Raw genomic sequence first — 18,412 nt, forward strand, 5'->3', positions numbered from 1 at the left:
CGTCGCGGATCGACGTGATGTTGAAGCCGACGGCAGCCAGTGCGCGCAGTGCCGATTCACGGCCCGAGCCGGGGCCTTGGACTTCGACTTCCAGCGTCTTCACGCCGTGTTCCTGCGCCTTCTTGCCGGCATCTTCTGCGGCCAGCTGAGCGGCGTAGGGGGTCGACTTCCGCGAGCCCTTGAAGCCCATGGTGCCGGCGGACGACCACGAGATCGCATTGCCTTGCACGTCCGAGATCAGGATCTTGGTGTTGTTGAACGACGAGTTCACATGCGCCACGCCAGCGGCGATGTTCTTGGAGACCTTCTTCTTGCCTCCGCGACGGGTATCACGTGCCATATCGAGTAGCCTCCCTTACTTCTTCTTGCCGGCGATCGGCTTTGCCGGGCCCTTGCGGGTACGGGCGTTGGTGTGCGTACGCTGACCGCGCACGGGGAGGTTGCGACGGTGACGCAGGCCGCGGTAGCAGCCGAGGTCCATCAGGCGCTTGACGTTCATCTGAACTTCACGGCGCAGGTCGCCTTCGACGGTGTAGTTGGCGTCGATGTGCTCGCGGATGGCGAGGACTTCGGCGTCGGACAGCTCGTTGACCCGGCGGGCGGCGTCGATGTTGACGGCGTCGCAGATGGCCTTGGCCGAGGTGTGGCCGATACCGGTGATGTAGGTGAGGGCGATAGGCACCCGTTTGTTGGTCGGGATGTTGACGCCGGCGATACGTGCCAAATCTCTGTTCCTTTTCGTTGCGGTTCCGTAGTGCCAGAACCTTTTTTCACAACATGAGCCCGAGGCGCGCTCGCCGTCGGGCTGTCCGCTGATGAGGTGATCTGCGGCAGGGGTGCGACCCGCCCCGCAAACATTGATTCTCTGATAGAGATGCGGGTGGGTATGAGGATTCGCAGCAAGGGTCAACCCCTATGTCGGAACCTCGACAGGTGCGCTTGCGTTTGTTCCGACATGATGACCGAGAACCACATCTCCCGCCCGAGCGCGGCCTGCGGAAAGCGGGCCTGATCCTCATATGATCACCCAAATGCTCTATACAAGCCTGTCGCGGCATCCGCGAGGGCATTCCTCGGATTTCGACATTCTCCAGCAGGCGATGCGAAACAACCGCGCGCGCGGTGTGACAGGCTACCTGCTGCGCGACACCGACCGATTTTGCCAGGTGCTGGAGGGCGAGGAGGGCGTGCTCGAACGGCTCTACGAGCGCATCCATCTCGACCCGCGCCATTATCAGATCGTCCTGAGAATGCGGCGCGAGGTGCCGCAGCGCAGCTTCCTCGGCTGGTCGATGGGCTATGCGAGCCTGTCTCCGGTCGATGCCGCCATCCTGTCGAAATGCTTCGCCGGGCCGCCCCGGGCGGTGCTGCTCGCCTTCGACCGTGTCGGAAAGATTGCCGGCCTCGCGGGATAAGCGGGGCAGGGCCCGGTCTTGGAAAGGCCGGGTGAGCCGGGGGACGCGAGCAGCCCTTAAGGGGCGACCGGCATCAGCTCGTGAGATGCCGTTGCCGAAACGCTCTCTCACTGCCCGCTTTTGTCTGCTCCCGACCGTCCGCTGCCGGGGCCACTTTGGCCGGGAAGATCGCGCTTCGGTCGCCGGGAGACCGCGTGCCGACCCTGCGGTCGGCACGCCGATCCGTCGCTCAGAGCGCGCCCTTGGTGGAGGGGATCGCATCGCCCTTGCGCGGGTCGGGTTCGACCGCCTCGCGCAGGGCGCGGGCCACGGCCTTGAAGGCGGCCTCGGCGATGTGGTGCGAGTTGAACCCGTGCAGCTGGTCCACGTGCAGCGTGATGCCGCCGTGGGTCGCGAGCGCCTGAAAGAACTCGCGCACAAGCTCGGTGTCGAACGTGCCGATCTTGGCGCTGGGAAAGTCGACGTTCCAGATCAGGAAGGGCCGGGCTGAGAGATCGAGCGCGGCGCGCACCTGCGCGTCGTCCATCGGCAGGTGGCACGCGCCGTAGCGGCGGATGCCGCGCTTGTCGCCAAGCGCCTCGACCAGCGCCTGACCGAGCGCGATGCCGGTGTCCTCGACGGTGTGGTGATCGTCGATGTGGTAATCGCCCTTGGCGCGGATCGTCATGTCGATCAGCGAGTGCCGCGACAGCTGGTCCAGCATGTGATCGAAGAAGCCGACGCCGGTCTGGTTGTCATAGGTGCCGCTGCCGTCGAGATCGATGCTGACCTCGATCGCGGTTTCGGCGGTCTTGCGGCTGATGCTGGCCTTGCGCATGGGCGTACTCCTCGGATGTCCGGGCGCTTATAGGCGTGCCCGGTGCGCAGGCCAAGCGGGGCGCTGGCGCATCTTGTGCCGGCGTGGCGTCTGTGCCAGCTTGCGCCCGAAGGAGACCGCCATGACCACCTGCGTTTTCGTCCAGATCCGCTGCACCCCCGGCACCACCTACAAGGTGGCGGAAGAGATCGCGCTGCGCGAAATCCACTCCGAGCTCTACTCGACCTCGGGCGAATGGGACTTGCTGGTCAAGCTTTACATCCCCGAAGGCGCGGATGTCGGACATTACATCAACGAACAGCTCGCCGACGTGCCGGGGATCGAGCGCACGCTGACGACGCTGACCTTCAAGGCGTTCTGAACGCCCCCTCGGACGTACCCTCCATCAGAGAAAACGCGCTTTGCGCCGAGACGCCGCGACGGGATCAGCCCGCCGCCACCTTCTCGCGCGCATTGGCCAGCGATTTGACCCCCTGCGCCGCGGTGACCTCGAAACTGTCGGCGTAGCGGTCGTGGTATTTCTCGACCCGGTTCAGATCGTAGAGATAGTTCACCATCACCCCGCCCGACTGCCGCAGCCCGTTCTCCGAGACATCCGCCCCGGCATGCACCGCCTGCACCATGGCGCCATTGCCCAAGTGGAAGCGCGCCACCGGGTCGACCGGCTGGCCGTCGGGGCGCTTGGCATGCAGCAGGTAATGCGCCGCCAGCGCCGCCATCGCCTTGCCGTCCTGCGGATCGAAGCTGCGCCCCTCGGAGGTCAGCCAGCGCGTCAGGCCGGGGATCGGCGACAGCGTCACGAAGGTCTTGAGCCCCGGCAGCTCGGCGGCAAGGTCCGAGACCACCTGCTTGATCAGCGAATTGCCGAAGGAGATTCCCGCCAGCCCCGGCTGGCAGTTCGAGATCGAGTAGAAAACCGCCGTATCGGCCTCGCCACTGCCGCCCGGCAGCCGGTCCTCGGCCAGCAGCGTCTGGATCGAGCCCGGAATGCCCTTGGTCAGCGCCACCTCGACGAAGATCAGCGGCTCGTCGGGCATCGCCGGGTGAAAGAACGCAAAGCAGCGCCGGTCGGCGGGCTTGAGGCGGCGGCGCAGGTCGTCCCAGCTGTGGATCGCGTGCACCGCCTCATACTCGATGATCTTTTCGAGGATATGCGCCGGGCTCTCCCAGCTGATCGGGCGCAGCACGAGGAAGCCGCGATTGAACCACGAGCGCAGCAGGTGCTTGGCATCGAGATCGAGCGCCTGAAGCCCCGGCTCATCCGCCCCCAGCCGGCGCAGGTCGGCACGCATCTTGACCAGCCGCTCGGTGCCTCCGGGCACCGCGTTGAGCCGCCGCATCAGCTCCTGCCGCGGCGCCTCGCAGGCCTGGGTGAAGGCGCGGTAGCTGCTGCCCGAGGGCGCGGCCTCAAAAGCGTCGAGCGCGCTGCGCAGCGCTTCGGGGTCGAGCCCGTAGGCCTCGGTCACGTGGCGAAAGAGGTCGAGCCGCGCCGCGTCATCCATCTCGGCATAGCGCTGCAGCACGCGGCGGGCGAGCGACAGGATGGCGGTCTCGGAGCTCGAGGTCATGAGGTCGGAGATCAGCGCCTCGGTGCTGCGCGGGTCGCGGCGCAGGATCGGGCCGATCCGGGCGCGGCGTTCGAAGACGGTGGTGAGAAGGTCGGCGAGCAGGGACATCGGTAGCGGGCCTCCCGGGCAGGCATGGCGTGAGGGCGGAGAGTCGCGTCAGGCCAAGCGTCGGGCGGCAGGCGCGCGAAATCAACCCGCAGGCTGTCGCAGGGGCTTCGGCGGGCAGGTTTCGGCGCGCGATGCGGTCGATTGCGGCGCGGGGGGCGAGAAACGGGCAAGCCACGAGCAGGTGTCTGCCCGAGGAAAGTGCGGGGCTCGACGGCCCGGAGCGCCACTGGAGCGCTCAGGCGGCGATGACGGCCCCGCTGCCGGCGAGTGCGCGGGCGAGCGACTTCGGGTAGCGGATGAAGAGGATCGCCGGGTTGGCGATGCCTTCTGCCGCGATGGTCTCGGAGAGCGCGCCGAGCGTCGTGGCGACGTGGCGCTCCTGCGGGGTGCTGGCCGAGGTCACGATCTCGACCGGACAGGCCGCCGGGGCGCCGCCTTGCAGCAGATCGGCCTGGACATGCGCCGCCCGCTCTACCGCCATGTAGAACGCCATCGAGGTGCCGGGATGGGCGAGCCGGGCACGGTCGGGCGCCGCATCGCCGGGCTTGCAGGTGCCGGTGGTGATCACGAAGGTGTCGGTCTCGCCGCGCTCGGTCAGCGGGCGACCGATGCTGGCGGCGGCGGCGGAGGCGGCGGTGATGCCGGGAACGATCTCGACCGCGATGCCGGCGGCGCGGGCGGCGGCGATCTCTTCGCAGGCGCGGCCGAAGATCGACGGATCGCCGGATTTCAGCCGCACCACCCGCAGCCCGAGCTTGGCCTTGGCCACGATCAGCCGGTCGATCCGTCCCTGCGGCCATTTGCAGGCGCCCACGTCCTTGCCGACGTAGAGCCGCTCGGCCTCGGGCCGTGCCAGTTCCATGATCTCGGGATCGACGAGCCGGTCATAGAGCAGCACGTCGGCGTCGCGGATGCGCTCGAGCGCGCGCAGGGTGAGCAGGTCGCGCGCGCCGGGTCCGGCGCCGACGAGAGCGATGTGGCCTGTTTTCTTCGGGTGCGTCATCGGGAGGATCTCCATGCGCAGGGTGCAGAAACAAAAAAAAGCCGCCGATACGTCGCGACATCTGAAGCGACGGATCGAGCAGCTTTGCTCATCGATCCCGGACTTTCGGGAGACACGTGCGGCGCCGTTGCTGCACGTCCTCAGCTAAAAGGGCATCGCCGGGATTCGTGCAAGGGTTTTGTGCGTCAGAGACGCTCGGCCCCCCGCATCGGGCGCGGGGCCGCCCGGATCTGCATAAGCGGCGGGCAATTGCGGAGCCGGTGATGTGCTCCGGGCGATGCGTTCAATAGGTTTGCCGCTCGATGCTCACCCGACCGCTGCCATCGCTGCGCAGGAAGGTCAGGTCGCCATACTCGAGCGGCGCAGGGCCGGGCAGGCCGAGGGTTTCCCAGATTTCGGTGAGGTTGCCCTTGTTGCCGACCCAGAGCACGCTGCGCCCGGCCGACGCGGCGGCGAGCCGCGCGGTGGGGGTTTCCTGCGGGATGCGGTTGATGACGAGGCCGCGGGCCTCTGCGATGGGGGCGGCGGTGTCGAGGTTGCGCTGGATGCCGGGGCTGTAGATCGCGTCGAGCCCGACGCCGTCGAGCGCCGTCACCAGATCCTGCGCCCGCTGCCGGCCGCGGTCGTTGAGCAGGTCTTCCGAGCCGCTGCGGTCGCCGTGCCGGGTCAGGATCAGCGTGCTGCCCGGGGGCAGTTGGACCGGGCCGCTGGCGCTGCAGGCGGCGAGCGCGGTGGCGGCGAGGATGAAGTAACGGCGTTGCATGGCGGCTGGCCCTCCCGGTTGTCCCTTGCGAAAGCCTAGCAAATCGAGAGCCCGCGACGGGAGTTTTCTTGCATCGACCGGGGGGGGCGCCGGTTCGTGAGGGCACAGCGGGCAAAAGAAAGACCCCCGCAGGTATCTGCGGGGGTCTCTGTTCGTCTTGCGAGCTGTACCTCGCGTCTCGCGCGGAGAGGCGGTTCAGTCCAGCGCGGCGTCGCAGCGGGCGCAGGTGGCGGCGTGGGTATGGGTCCCCACATCCGGCAGGATCTTCCAGCAGCGCTGGCACTTCTCGCCATCGGCCTTTTCGAACACCACGCCGACGCCCGGCACTTCGGCCATGCGGAAGGCCTCTTGCGGGGCAGGATCGGCGGTCAGGTTGATGGCGGAGGTGATGCAGAGATCTTCGAAGGCGACGGTCTTCAGCGCCGCCAGCATCTCGGCATCTTCCACGTGCACGATGGGCGCCGCCTCGAGCGAGGCACCGATGACCTTGTCGGTGCGCTGGATCTCCAGCGCCGCGGTCACCGCGCGGCGCGCGGCGCGGACCTTGGCCCATTTCTCGGACAGCGCCTCGTCGCGCCAGCTTGCCGGCGTCTCGGGGAAATCCTGCAGGTGGATCGAGCTCTCATCGCCGGGGAAGCGGTCGAGCCAGACGTCTTCCATGGTGAAGACAAGGATCGGAGCCAGCCAGGTGGTCAGGCGATGGAACAGGATGTCCATCACCGTGCGCGCGGCGCGGCGGCGCTCGGTGTCGCCATCGCAGTAGAGCGCATCCTTGCGGATGTCGAAGTAGAAGGCCGACAGATCCACGGTGCAGAAGGTGAAGACCGACTGGAACACCGACTGGAAGTCGAAGCTGCGATAGCCCTCCTGCACCTTCACGTCGAGTTCGGCGAGACGGTGCAGCACCCAGCGCTCGAGCTCGGGCATGTCTTCCGCGGCGACCCGGTCGGCCTCGGTGAAGTGCCCCAGCGCGCCCAGCATGAAGCGCATGGTGTTGCGCAGGCGGCGGTAGCTGTCGGCCACGCCCTTGAGGATCTCCGGCCCGATGCGCTGGTCGGCGGTGTAGTCGGTCTGGGCGACCCAGAGCCGCAGGATATCGGCGCCGTACTGCTTCACCACCTCCTCGGGGACGATGGTGTTGCCGAGCGACTTGGACATCTTGTTGCCCTTCTCGTCCAGCGTGAAGCCATGCGTCACCACGTTGCGATAGGGGGCGCGGCCGATGGTGCCGCAGGCCTGCAGCATCGAGGAATGGAACCAGCCACGGTGCTGGTCGGTGCCCTCCATGTAGACATCGGCGATGCCGTCCGCGGTGCCGTCCTCGCGGTCGCGCAGCACGAAGGCGTGGGTCGAGCCACTGTCGAACCACACGTCGAGCACGTCGAAGACCTGCTCCCACTCATCCGCCGCGTAATCGGACCCGAGGAAGCGCTCCTTGGCACCCTCGGCGTACCAGCAATCGGCGCCCTCGGTTTCGAAGGCCTCGCAGATGCGTGCATTGACCGCCGGGTCGCGCAGCAGGAAGCCCTCGTCGGTGGGCAGGGCGCCCTTCTTGACGAAACAGGTCAGCGGCACGCCCCAGGCGCGCTGGCGCGACAGCACCCAGTCTGGGCGGCTCTCGATCATCGAGTAGAGGCGGTTGCGGCCCGATTGCGGCGTGAACTTCACCAGCTCGTCGATCGAGCGCAGCGAGCGCTCGCGGATGCTGGTGCCGTAGGTGTCCTGACCGTCGCCCACGGCGCGGTCGATGGCGGCGAACCACTGCGGCGTGTTGCGGTAGATCACCGGCGCCTTGGAGCGCCAGCTATGCGGGTAGGAGTGCTTGATCTTGCCGCGCGCCAGCAGCCCGCCGACCTCGGCCAGCTTCTCGATCACGGCCTTGTTGGCGTTGCCTTCCTTGCCATTGGGCTTGAGGATCATCTTGCCGCCGAAGAAGGGCAGGTCCTCGCGGAAAGAGCCGTCTTCCATGACGTTGTAGGTGATGACCTGCTCGAGCATCCCGAGATCGCGGTAGAGCTCGAATTCCTCCATGCCGTGCGACGGTGCGCAATGCACGAAGCCGGTGCCTTCCTCGTCGGTGACGAAGGGCGCGGCGCGGAAATCGCGTGGCTGGTCCCACTCGCCATTGCCGCCCTCGGCGCCCGCCAGCGGGTGCGTAAGCGTCATCGCGGCAAGCTGGTGCGGGGTCACGTCGGAGACGCGCTTCCACTGGCTCTCGTCGAGGCGGGCGCGGGCAAAGGTCTGCGCCGCGAGCTTGTCGGCGAGGATGTAGCGCTCGCCCTTGGCGGCCCAGCATTCCTCGGGCGTGTCGGTGACCTCGTAGAGCCCGTACTGGAACTCTTCACCGAAGACGACGGCCTTGTTCGAGGGGATGGTCCAGGGGGTGGTGGTCCAGATCACCACATAGGCGCCAAGGAACTTGTCATGCGCGGCCTGCGCGGCGCTGACCGCCGCCTGGCGCTCGTCGTCGCTCTCTTCCTCGCTGGCGCGGTCGACCTCGGGGGCGTCGTAATCGCTGACCTTGAACTTCACCCAGATGGTGAAGCTTTCCTTGTCGTGATACTCGACCTCGGCCTCGGCCAGCGCGGTCTTTTCCACCGGCGACCACATCACCGGCTTCGAGCCCTGGTAGAGCGTGCCGGTCATCAGGAACTTCATGAATTCCTCGGCGATGACGCGCTCGGCGTGGTAGTTCATCGTGAGGTACGGATCGGCCCAGTTGCCGGTGATGCCCAGGCGCTTGAACTCGTCGCGCTGGATGTCGACCCAGCCCTCCGCGAACTTGCGGCATTCCTGCCGGAAGTCGATCACCGGGACCTCGTCCTTGTTGCGGCCCTTCTTGCGGTACTGCTCCTCGATCTTCCACTCGATCGGCAGGCCGTGGCAATCCCAGCCCGGCACGTAGCGCGCCTCGTGGCCCATCATCTGGTGCGAGCGCACGATCATGTCCTTGATCGTCTTGTTCAGCGCGTGGCCGATATGGAGGTGACCGTTGGCGTAGGGAGGGCCGTCATGCAGGGTGAACGGCGGGCGCTCGGCGCCCTTCTCGCGCAGGCGGTCGTAGATGCCGATGCTCTCCCAGCGCTCCAGCCACTCCGGCTCGCGCTTGGGCAGGCCCGCGCGCATCGGGAAGTCGGTCTTGGGAAGGTTCAGCGTGTCCTTGTAGTCAGGCGTTTCGGCGCACATGATCTGTGGTCCCGGTTCTTGAATCGTGAATTGGGGAATGGTCGGTCGGCGCGGTGGTCCATACGCCTTGTCCCGGCGGCTCTGCTCTCAGAGCGCCGGGCATGTAATTCGAATGAGGATCTCGAAACGGCCCATCATGGGCGGCCTTATAGGCCCGCGACTCGCGATGGTCCAGAGCTTGCGACTGCGGCGGGGCGGTCGCGCTCTGGGCGGAAATCCCCCGACCCTCTCGCAAATTCGGCAGGAGCCTGCCGGTCACGCCCATGCCGCGCTGCGGCGCGGCGGGGATCGGCCTACCTGAGGTTGTGCTTCCGGCAGCGGATTGCCGCATTTTCCGGGATTGAACGCGGGCCGATACGTGGCCGGGCCGCTGTGCTCCACTGGATCCAAGGAGGCGCGGCAGACCGTCGCGCCGGGCATCCGCCCATTCGCGCCCAGAAGGAGCGCCGTCATGGCCTATCCCGACGACCAGCTGAAGCGACCCGATCCCTATGCCTCGCAGCTCCGGGGCGATCCACAGCCGCTGGACAAGGCGCGTGGCGCCGGCAGCCGCATGACCGGCATCCTTGTCGCGGTGATCCTCGTGCTTGGCCTGATCTTCGCGGTGAGCCTGTTCTCAGGCGGAGGCGATCCGGAAATCGCCTCCGCGGCAACCCCAGATACCACGGTGCCAGGGGATGGCGCCGTGGCCCCCGCGACCGGAGCCGCCGACGACACGGCGCCGGTTGCCCCCACCGCGCCGGCCGACTAGAGGCCCGCGTCCGCCGCTCTCGCCCAGGAATGCGGGCTCCGACCCCGACCGGAGCCGGCCACCACTCACGGACCATCGGGCGGGAGCGGCCCATCCCGAGGCGCGCCGGCGCATCGCGCGAACCGGCAATCGGGTTCCCGGCTGAATTGTGGCAATCCCGCCATAATTGGCGGGAACTGGCGCAAGGGATCTCGCCTTTGCGCGATCCGCCGCGCATTCCTGCCCGGGACGGAAAAGACTTCGCGACAAACCCCCGTCCAAGGCCCATGTGAGCCTTGTTCTGCTCTTTCTGCCAATCGAGTATCTGCAATGTCCCAGTCGAGAGACGACTGCCCCCCGCCCGTGCGGCCCGATCCGCTGTTGCCCGTCGATCTGCGTGGTCTGGACTGGACCGCCGCGCTTGTCTTCGCCGTTCTGCTGGCGCTGGGCATGCTGGTGGGCCACGACGCCGTGACCAACACCCGCGACACGCTGCGCGAACCGATCATCGAGGTACAGGCGGCCTTGCCCTGACCCCGGCCTGCCGGGGGCGCGCGATCCTTTCCGCCGGGGCTCAGGCTCCGGCGAAGAGGCTGCCGACGATATAGGCGATGCTCGCCGCGACCCCTCCGATCACGAAAGTCTCCAGCCCCGAGCGCCACCACGGCGCCAGCGACCAGCGGCTCTTGTAGGCGCCGATGGCGAAGAACACCGCCAGCGTCAGCAGGGTTGCGACGGTGAAGGAGTAGGGCAGGGCCAGCAGGAACGGCAGCAGCGGCACCATCCCCGCGATCAGGAAGGCGCCGAAGGTGAAGAGCGCCGCCCGCAGCGGATGCGGATCCACCGAGGACAGCCCGTATTTCCCGTCGAGGATCATCGCGACCGCGTGCTCGGGCGTGCGGCTGATCTCGTCTGCCGCGCGGTCGAGCGTGCCGTCCTCGAGCCCCTTGGCGGCGAAGATCCGGCGCAGGTCGGCGCGCACGCCCTCGGGATCGTGCTTGAGGCGCAGGGTCTCGATCTTGCGCAGGCGGTTGAGATCGTCGAGCTCTGCCTTGGTGCCGGAGTAGTTGCCGGCGGCCATCGAGAAGCCGTCGGCGAAGACATTGGCAAAGCCCAGCGCGATGATGACCAGCGGCGACAGGCCAGCGCCGGCCACGCCCGCCACGATGGCGAAGGTGGTCACCGAGCCGTCGATGGCCCCGTAGATGATGTCGCGCAGGTTGCCGCGCCCGTTCGGGGTGGCGGGCGGCTGCGGGTGCTGGCTGGCAAGGGTCATGGCTGGCGTCTCCCGCTGCGACTTTGCCGCAGGGGAGGGTGGCTTGGTATGAGATGGATCAAGCGCGCCCCGGGACGGCGGGGCAGGCGGGGCTCAGGCCTTGTCGGCGGGTTTCACCAGCCCGGCCAGCGCGGTGCGGATGATCGAGCGCACCGAGGGGCGCTTGACCGCCTGGAAGGGCAGGGGGCGGCAGACCTCGATGGCGGCCACGCCCACACGCGCGGTCAGCGCGCCGTTGACCAGCCCCTCGCCAAAGCGCCGCGAGAGCTTGCCCAGCAGGCCGCCGCCGAGGATCGGCTCGAGCATGTCGTCGCCCACCGCCACCGCGCCGGTGGCCACCAGGTGCGACATCACCGCCTTGGTCAGCCGCCAGCTGCCGAGCGTGCCCGAGCGGCCGCCATAGATCTCGGCGATGCGGCGGATCATCCGCATGTTGGCGCCGAGCGCCGTGGCGACATCGGCCAGCGCCAGCGGCACCAGCGCGGTGACCGTCGCCACCTGCCGGGCCGAGGCCTCGACCTCGCGCCGCGCGGCTGCGTCGAGCGGCGCCAGCAACTCGGTCTCGGCGAGACCCAGCAGGCCGGAGGCATCGAAGATCTCGGCCTCGCGCTCGCGCAGGCGCTCGCTGCCCCAGCGGGTGTCGTCGCGGCCCGCGTAGAGGGCGGTGAGCTTGCCGGTGACGGCGCGGGCGGCCTTGAGATCCTCGTCGGCCAGCGCCTTGGCCGAGGCGCGGTGCAGGGCGTCAACCCGGCTCAGCCGCGACAGCGCCGCCAGCTCCTTGAGCACGATCAGCAGCACCACCAGCACGAAGAGCGCCATTAGCGCGGTGACGGCGTAGCCTAGCAGCGGCACCGAGGCGATCAGGTCGGTGACGAAGCGCCAGGCGGCGATCGACACCAAGGCCGAGATCAGCGTACCGAGCAGCGCCCAGAACCAGCGCGCGAGCCGCGACGGACGGCGCGCGGCCAGCACCGCGGCGGTGGTCATGGCGCGGCCCTCGGGTAGGGTCGGCGCGATCTCGGGTTCCGGAACCGGGGGCGCCTCGGAGGGGGACGCCGGCGCGGCGTCCTCGTCGAGCTCGAAGAGCACCGGGCCGCGCCGGTCGCCGGGTTTGTCGCCGGGTCTGTCCGTGTCGCTCATGATCCGGGCTCCTTCGATGCGGTATTGGGCTTGGCCGCTGTTTCAGTGTCGGGTGCGGTCCAGCGGTAATGGATGTCGGGCAGGCCTTCCTCGTTGCCCGAGCCGTCGCCGTGCGCGATCTCGGCGAAGCCTGCCTCCTCATAGAAGCGGCGGGCGGCGGTATTGGCGGCGAAGGTCCAGAGATCGAGCGCGGGGGAGGCGGCCTTGGCACGGTCGATCAGCGCGCGGCCGATGCCGCGGCGCTGCCAGCCGGGCGCGATGAAGAGCGCGTGCACGTAGCTGCCCTCGCGGGCGAGGAAACCCGCCACCGTGCGGTCCTCGGGCGCTTCGGCCACGGTCACCCAGCCGCGGGCGATCAGCGCATCGGCATGGGCGATGTCCTCGGCCGCCGAATGCAGCCGCGGCTTCCACGGCCGCGCCGCGACCGCCTCCGAAATCATCGCGCCCATTGGCCCCGCGTCGAGGCTGCGCGCCGGGCGCAGATCCGCGCTCACAGCCGGTCTCCGAACAGGAACTGCGCGGCGCGGTCGAGGCGGATATGCGGCGGGCCCTCGCCGGGCTTGAGGCTGAGCCGGGCGGGGGCGAAGCGCATGATGGCATAGTCGCCGTCGAGCCAGCTCTCGGCGCCCTCGCGGGCGGGGCCGAGCAGGCGGGCCGGATCCTCGGGAAGCTCTCCGGGATAGAACGCCGCCGCGCGCCCGCGGCTGCCGTCGTCCTGCAGAAGCGTGCCGCGCACGCAATCGAAGCTGTCGCCGTTGCGCGGCAGGGTCTGCTCGACCGTGGCGCGCAGCGAGGCGATCGACATGGCGCCGGTCTCGGCCCCGGCAAAGCGCGCCCGGTCGCGGGCGTCGCGGGTCAGCGCCTCCATGATCGCGGTGAGGCGAGCGTGCTGGGTGTGGTGCAGGTGGTCGGCCTTGGTGGCGGCGAAGAGGATCTTCTCGACCCGTTTTCCAAGCAGCAGGTTGGTGAGGAAGGCGTTGGCGCCGGGGCGAAAGGCGGTGAGGATCTCGGCCATGGTGCGGCGCAGATCCTCCATCGCGGCGGGGCCGGCATGGATCGCGCCGAGCGCGTCGACCAGCACCACCTGCCGGTCGATGCGGGAGAAGTGATCGCGGAAGAACGGCTTCACGATCTGTGACTTGTAGGCCTCGAAGCGGCGCTCCATCTCGCGCCAGAGCGATTTGCGCGGCGGATCGGCGGGCCTGGGCAGCGGCGCGAAGGTCAGCGCCGGGCTGCCCTCCTTTTCGCCGGGCAGCAGGAAACGGCCCGGGGTGCAATCGGAGAAGCCGGCATTGCGGGCGGCGTGCAGCGCCTCGGTGAAGCGGGCGGCCAGCGCCTTGGCGCGGACCTCGTCCAGTGCTTGCGCGCTGTCCTCGGCGCGGGCCATCGCGACATACTCGGCGCCGCCGGGGCGGTGCTGCAGCCGCGCGAGGCTCTCCTCGGCCCAGTCGGCATAGCTCTTGTCCATCAGACCGAGATCCAGCAGCCACTCGCCGGGGTAGTCGACGATGTCGAGATGCACGGTGCGCGGCCCCGACATCCCCGCCAGCAGCCCGGTCGGGCGCAGCCGCAGCGACAGTCGCAGCTGCGACACGGCGCGCGTGCTCTCGGGCCAGCGCGGGGTGGGGGAGGTGAGCGCGCCGAGATGGCTCTCGTAGTCGAAGCGCGGCATGGTGTCGTCGGGCTGCGGCTGCAGGTAGGCGGCGAGGATGCGGCCCTCGCTCTCGGCGACGAGCTGCGGCATCCGCGCCCGGTCCATCAGGTTGGCCACCAGCGAGGTGATGAACACCGTCTTGCCGGCGCGCGAGAGCCCGGTCACGCCAAGCCGGATCACCGGCTCGCTGAACGGGCTGGTGAGCGTGTCGGTGACGGTTTCGACCCCGCGGGTCAGCCTGTCGGCGATGGTTCCGATGACCAAGGTCTGCCTCTCTGCCTGTGCTGCGCCCTAGAGATAGACCCCGGGCCGCCCGGTTGCCAGTGAGGCAGATCAGAAACCGAGCAGGAAGAGCAGCCAGAAGCAGGCGGCGGAGAGCAGCGCGGCGGCGGGAACGGTGATCACCCAGGCCGCGACGATGGTCATGAAATGCGAGCGGCGCACTAGCTTGCGGCGGGTGCGCTCCTGCCGCGCGAGGCGCTTGCCGCTCTGGCCGTCGCCATTCGCCTGACGGCTGCGGCGCTCCATGTACCATTCGCGGAAGAAGCCCACGCCGAAGACGCCGCCGACCGCAATATGAGTGGAGCTGACCGGCAAGCCGAGCCAAGAGGCGGCGATCACGGTGACCGCGGCCGAGAGCGCCACGCAATAGGCCCGCATCGGGTTCAGCTTGGTGATCTGGCTGCCCACCATGCCGATCAGCTTGGGGCCGAACAGTACGAGGCCGAAGGAAATCCCGAGCGCTCCGATCAGCATCACCCAGAGCGGGATCGACACCTGCCCGGCGACCGCCGAGGATTGCTGCACATAGACCACCGCCGCCAGCGGCCCCACCGCGTTGGCCACGTCATTGGCGCCATGCGCGAAGGAGAGCAGCGCCGCCGAGACCACCAGCGGCAGCCGGAACAGCGTCTTGAGCGAGCGGTTGCGGTTCTCGAGCCCCACGGACTGGCGCCGGATGAAGGGCACCGACAGCGCCCAGAACAGCAGGCCGGCACAAGCGCCGATCAGAAGCGCCATGGGCAGGCCGATCTTCATCACGTGCTTGAGCCCCTTCAGGGCCAGGTAGGCACCGAAGGCGGCGCTCATCACGCCGATCAGCACCGGCACCCAGACCCGGGCCGCGGCGATCTTGTCCTCGACATAGATCACCCGCCACTTGATGAAGGCGAGCATGGCGGCAGCGATGATGCCGCCCAGAAGCGGCGAGATCACCCAGCTCGCGGCGATGGCGCCCATCGTCGGCCAGCTCACCGTGGCGAGCCCGGCGGCGGCGATGCCCGCGCCCATGACGCCACCCACCACCGAGTGGGTGGTCGAGACCGGCGCACCCACCCATGTGGCGATGTTGACCCAGACCGAGGCCGCCAGCAGCGCCGCCATCATGGCGCGCACGAAGACCATCGTGTCGGACAGCCCTGCCGGGTCGATGATGCCCTTGGAGATCGTCGATACCACGTCGCCGCCCGCCAGCAGCGCGCCGGCGCTTTCGAAGATCGCCGCGATGGCGATGGCGCCGAGCATCGACAGGGCCTTGGCGCCAACCGCCGGGCCCATGTTGTTGGCCACGTCGTTGGCGCCGATATTGAGCGCCATGTAGGCGCCGAAGGCCGCCGCCACGACGACCGCCAGTCCCTGCGGCTCTCCGCCGGTGAAGATCGCCGCCGCCACCGCGGCGAGCGAGACGAAGACCAGGCTGATGCCGACCCCGACGAGCGGACGGGAGGTGTACATCGTCGCCGCTTCGAGCCGCGACAGGCGGTTGAGATCCTGATCGAGCGTCTTCCACTGATGCGTGGGGGTGTCTTTGGTCACTTCGAGTATCCTGTAGGTCTCGCCGCCGGTCTGGCACGGCTCAGCGTTTGGCGGCGTCGGCAAGCCGCGCCGGAAGATCGCGCAGCAGCTCGGCCAGCTGCTCTTCGTCGACGCATTCGGCGGCGTCTCCGGCGGGCATCCAGTGGCGCTCGCGCTCCTCCATCTCGGGATAGGTGTCGAGCAGCTTGGAGACCTCGATGGCGTAGACATCGACATCGGTGGCCACCGGCAGCCCGCCGTCGAGCACCTTGTCGTAGCGATAGCGCCCGATCCGGACCGGGCGCCCGCCGCCGGCCTTCACCCCGGCCTCTTCCCAGGCTTCCTGCAGCGCGGTCCCGGCGCCGTCGGTGCCGTGCATCGGCCAGCCCTTGGGAATGATCCAGCGCTTGGTGTCACGCGAGGTGATCATCAGAACCTCGGGGCCGGCCTCGCCGGAGCGATGGCACAGCGCCGCGATCTGCACCCGCGGAGGGCGGCGCAGCATGGGGGCGATATAGCTTTTCCAGACGCTGGCAAGCATGAAGGGCACCGGTGACAGGGCGGGATGGATCGGCCCCCTCTAGAGAACCTGCGGCGAAAACTCAACCCGGCATGGCGGGAGCGGCTCTGCGCCATTGCCGCGCTGCCGTCGCGATTGTATGGGAGCGGCCATGCCCAGATACGCCCTTCTCGTCGAATACGATGGCCGCCCCTTCGCCGGATGGCAGCGCCAGGCCGACCAGCCCTCGGTGCAGGGGGCCATCGAGGCCGCGCTTGCGAAGCTCGAAAAGCGCGACCACACCATCGCCGCCGCCGGGCGTACCGATGCCGGTGTGCATGCGCGCGGGCAGGTGGCCCATTGCGACATGGAGAAGACCTGGGATCCGTTCCGCCTTTCCGAGGCGCTGAACTTCCACCTCAAGCCCGCCCCGGTGGCGATCCGCGCCTGCGCCGCCGTGCCCGACGACTGGCACGCGCGCTTCTCGGCGATGGAGCGGCGATATCTCTTCCGCCTGCTGGTGCGCCGGGCGCCCGCGACACTGGAGCATGGCCAGGTCTGGCGGGTGATGAACCCGCTCTCGCTTCAAGCGATGCAGGCGGGCGCGGCCCATCTCATCGGGCTGCACGATTTCACCACCTTCCGCTCGACCATGTGCCAGGCCGCCTCGCCGGTGAAGACCATGGACGAGATCCGCATCGAGCAAACCGACACCGGGGCAGGGCCGGAGTTCCGGTTCCACCTGCGCGCCCGCAGCTTCCTGCACAACCAGGTGCGCTCCATCGTCGGCACGCTCGAGCGGGTGGGCGCCGGGTCCTGGGCGCCGGAAGACGTGAAGGCAGCGCTCGAGGCCCGCGACCGCGCCGCCTGCGGCCCGGTCTGCCCGCCGGACGGGCTCTACCTGATGGGTGTGGGCTACCCGGACGACCCCTTCGCCTGAGGCGCCTCTGCCACGGGCCCCGGCGCTTCGCTGACCCGTCGTCAAGAAACCGCTTTGCGCGGCGGGCAAACCCCGCTATCAGCGCGGTCATGACGTTTGCGACCCGAATCCGACGAGCCTGAACGCTCCTCCTTCACGCTGCCCCAAGGGGCCGGCGTCGTGTCTCACGTCACACCCCCATGAAAACTTGACTTGCCCCCGTGCCCTTGGCACCAATCGGGCCTCACCCATCGAGGATATGCTGATGATCCCGTCCGTCCTGCCGACCTATTCCCGCGCCCCCCTGCACTTCGTGAAGGGCGAAGGCACCTGGCTGGTGGAGGAAGACGGCCGACGCTTTCTCGATCTCGGCAGTGGTATCGCGGTCAACGCGCTGGGCCACGCCCATCCGGCGCTGGTCGATGCGCTGACGCGGCAGGCGCAGAACCTGTGGCACGTGTCGAACCTCTACGAGATCCCGCAGCAGCAGGCGCTGGCCGACAAGCTGGTCGCGGCGAGCTTTGCCGACACCGTGTTCTTCACCAATTCCGGCACCGAAAGCTGCGAGCTCGCGGTCAAGATGGCGCGCAAGTACTGGTACGAGAAAGGCGCGCCCGAGAAGACCGACATCATCGCCTTCACCGGCTCGTTCCACGGCCGCTCCTCGGCGGGCATCGCCGCCGCAGGCTCGGAGAAGATGGTCAAGGGCTTCGGCCCGCTGCTGCCGGGCTTCAAGCACGTGGCCTGGGGCGATCACGAGGCGCTCAAGGCCGCGATCGACGAGACCACCGGCGCCATCCTGATCGAGCCGGTGCAGGGCGAGGGCGGCATCCGCCCGCTGCCCGACCAGTGCCTGCAAGGCCTGCGCAAGCTCTGCGACGAGAAGGGCCTGCTGCTGATCCTCGACGAGGTGCAATGCGGCGTCGGCCGGACCGGACGTCTCTTCGCCCATGAATGGGCCGGCATCACCCCGGATATCATGATGGTCGCCAAGGGCATCGGCGGCGGCTTCCCGCTGGGCGCGGTGCTGGCCACCGAAGAGGCCGCCTCCGGCATGACCGCCGGCACCCACGGCTCGACCTATGGCGGCAACCCGCTGGGCTGCGCGGTGGGCTGCGCGGTGATGGACCACGTCACCGACCCGGCCTTCCTCGACGGCGTCAACCGCAAGGCCGGGCTGCTGCGCCAGAAGCTCGAGGGCCTCGTCGCCGCCCATCCCGAGATCTTCGAGGAGGTGCGCGGCATGGGGCTGATGCTCGGCCTCAAGTGCAAGATCGCCCCGGCGGATCTGGTCAAGGCCGGCTACGAGGCGCTGGTCATCACGGTTCCGGCGGCCGACAACGTCGTGCGCCTGCTGCCGCCGCTCACCATCACCGAGGACGAGATCGGCGAGGCCATCGCGCGTCTCGACACCGCCGCCTCCGCCCTCGCAACGCCCGCCTCTTCTTCGGTTTGACAAATACCTCGGGGTGAATGGGCGCCCTGCGCCCAGAGGGGCAGCGCCCCTTATCCGGCGATCAGCCCCATGCTTTCCAGTTTC

General features: G+C 68.6%; 19 protein-coding genes. 6 read left to right on the plus strand and 13 right to left on the minus strand.

Annotation, left to right across the window (positions count from 1 at the left end; all coding sequences use genetic code 11):
- The coding region (gene rpsK / locus AC6RA4_RS02940) for a 30S ribosomal protein S11 (RefSeq protein ID WP_500157242.1) at window positions 1-340 on the minus strand (340 nt) is incomplete at its 3' end.
- Window positions 341-355: 15 nt separating this feature from the next.
- A complete protein-coding gene (gene rpsM / locus AC6RA4_RS02945) occupies window positions 356-724 on the minus strand; it encodes a 30S ribosomal protein S13 (RefSeq protein WP_222601788.1) in 369 nt (122 codons plus the stop codon).
- Window positions 725-1,031: 307 nt separating this feature from the next.
- On the opposite strand from rpsM, the gene AC6RA4_RS02950 reads away from it, so the two are divergent.
- On the plus strand, window positions 1,032-1,415 hold the full coding sequence (locus AC6RA4_RS02950) for a BLUF domain-containing protein (protein WP_500157245.1): 384 nt from the start codon (window positions 1,032-1,034) through the stop codon (window positions 1,413-1,415).
- A gap of 229 nt (window positions 1,416-1,644) precedes the next feature.
- On the opposite strand, the gene hisB is transcribed toward AC6RA4_RS02950, so the two are convergent.
- Window positions 1,645-2,232, minus strand: a complete 588-nt coding sequence (gene hisB, locus AC6RA4_RS02955; RefSeq protein ID WP_500157247.1) for an imidazoleglycerol-phosphate dehydratase HisB — start codon at window positions 2,230-2,232, stop codon at window positions 1,645-1,647.
- Between the two features lie 121 nt (window positions 2,233-2,353).
- Between hisB and AC6RA4_RS02960 the strand changes: the two genes are divergently transcribed.
- Window positions 2,354-2,593: an Lrp/AsnC family transcriptional regulator gene (locus tag AC6RA4_RS02960; RefSeq protein WP_222603566.1), complete on the plus strand. Its 240-nt coding sequence runs from the start codon at window positions 2,354-2,356 to the stop codon at window positions 2,591-2,593.
- 64 nt (window positions 2,594-2,657) lie between these two features.
- On the opposite strand, the gene AC6RA4_RS02965 is transcribed toward AC6RA4_RS02960, so the two are convergent.
- The 4 genes from AC6RA4_RS02965 to ileS form a co-directional block, all read right to left on the minus strand.
- Window positions 2,658-3,908: a malonyl-CoA decarboxylase gene (locus tag AC6RA4_RS02965; protein ID WP_500157249.1), complete on the minus strand. Its 1,251-nt coding sequence runs from the start codon at window positions 3,906-3,908 to the stop codon at window positions 2,658-2,660.
- Between the two features lie 235 nt (window positions 3,909-4,143).
- A complete protein-coding gene (gene cobA, locus AC6RA4_RS02970; RefSeq protein WP_500157251.1) occupies window positions 4,144-4,911 on the minus strand; it encodes a uroporphyrinogen-III C-methyltransferase in 768 nt (255 codons plus the stop codon).
- Between the two features lie 283 nt (window positions 4,912-5,194).
- Window positions 5,195-5,674: a histidine phosphatase family protein gene (locus AC6RA4_RS02975; RefSeq protein WP_500157253.1), complete on the minus strand. Its 480-nt coding sequence runs from the start codon at window positions 5,672-5,674 to the stop codon at window positions 5,195-5,197.
- Between the two features lie 195 nt (window positions 5,675-5,869).
- On the minus strand, window positions 5,870-8,860 hold the full coding sequence (ileS, locus tag AC6RA4_RS02980) for an isoleucine--tRNA ligase (RefSeq protein ID WP_500157254.1): 2,991 nt from the start codon (window positions 8,858-8,860) through the stop codon (window positions 5,870-5,872).
- Between the two features lie 451 nt (window positions 8,861-9,311).
- On the opposite strand from ileS, the gene AC6RA4_RS02985 reads away from it, so the two are divergent.
- Window positions 9,312-9,611: a hypothetical protein gene (locus AC6RA4_RS02985; protein WP_500157255.1), complete on the plus strand. Its 300-nt coding sequence runs from the start codon at window positions 9,312-9,314 to the stop codon at window positions 9,609-9,611.
- A 309-nt stretch (window positions 9,612-9,920) separates the two neighbouring features.
- Window positions 9,921-10,124, plus strand: a complete 204-nt coding sequence (locus AC6RA4_RS02990) for a hypothetical protein (protein WP_500157257.1) — start codon at window positions 9,921-9,923, stop codon at window positions 10,122-10,124.
- Window positions 10,125-10,164: 40 nt separating this feature from the next.
- Here AC6RA4_RS02990 and AC6RA4_RS02995 read toward each other — a convergent pair whose 3' ends face one another.
- The 6 genes from AC6RA4_RS02995 to AC6RA4_RS03020 all read right to left on the minus strand — a co-directional run bounded on the left by AC6RA4_RS02995 (window position 10,165) and on the right by AC6RA4_RS03020 (window position 15,995).
- Window positions 10,165-10,866 carry a VIT1/CCC1 transporter family protein gene (locus tag AC6RA4_RS02995; protein WP_500157259.1) on the minus strand — a complete coding sequence of 234 codons (702 nt, stop codon included), beginning with the start codon at window positions 10,864-10,866 and terminating at the stop codon, window positions 10,165-10,167.
- Window positions 10,867-10,959: 93 nt separating this feature from the next.
- Window positions 10,960-12,006: a YcjF family protein gene (locus AC6RA4_RS03000; RefSeq protein WP_500157261.1), complete on the minus strand. Its 1,047-nt coding sequence runs from the start codon at window positions 12,004-12,006 to the stop codon at window positions 10,960-10,962.
- Window positions 12,003-12,500, minus strand: a complete 498-nt coding sequence (locus AC6RA4_RS03005) for a GNAT family N-acetyltransferase (protein ID WP_500157263.1) — start codon at window positions 12,498-12,500, stop codon at window positions 12,003-12,005. Before AC6RA4_RS03005 ends, AC6RA4_RS03000 begins: the two co-directional genes overlap by 4 nt.
- A complete protein-coding gene (locus AC6RA4_RS03010) occupies window positions 12,497-13,924 on the minus strand; it encodes a YcjX family GTP-binding protein (protein WP_500157265.1) in 1,428 nt (475 codons plus the stop codon). Before AC6RA4_RS03010 ends, AC6RA4_RS03005 begins: the two co-directional genes overlap by 4 nt.
- A gap of 69 nt (window positions 13,925-13,993) precedes the next feature.
- Window positions 13,994-15,475, minus strand: a complete 1,482-nt coding sequence (locus AC6RA4_RS03015) for an inorganic phosphate transporter (RefSeq protein WP_500157267.1) — start codon at window positions 15,473-15,475, stop codon at window positions 13,994-13,996.
- 40 nt (window positions 15,476-15,515) lie between these two features.
- Window positions 15,516-15,995 carry an NUDIX hydrolase gene (locus AC6RA4_RS03020; RefSeq protein ID WP_500157269.1) on the minus strand — a complete coding sequence of 160 codons (480 nt, stop codon included), beginning with the start codon at window positions 15,993-15,995 and terminating at the stop codon, window positions 15,516-15,518.
- 130 nt (window positions 15,996-16,125) lie between these two features.
- Here AC6RA4_RS03020 and truA point away from each other — a divergent pair, with 130 nt between their 5' ends.
- The gene (gene truA / locus AC6RA4_RS03025) at window positions 16,126-16,893 is read left to right on the plus strand and encodes a tRNA pseudouridine(38-40) synthase TruA (protein WP_500157271.1); all 768 of its coding nucleotides are present in this window, start codon (window positions 16,126-16,128) and stop codon (window positions 16,891-16,893) included.
- Window positions 16,894-17,137: 244 nt separating this feature from the next.
- Window positions 17,138-18,328: an aspartate aminotransferase family protein gene (locus AC6RA4_RS03030; protein ID WP_500157273.1), complete on the plus strand. Its 1,191-nt coding sequence runs from the start codon at window positions 17,138-17,140 to the stop codon at window positions 18,326-18,328.
- Window positions 18,329-18,412: the final 84 nt, after the last annotated feature.

This window comes from Salipiger sp., assembly GCF_059781815.1.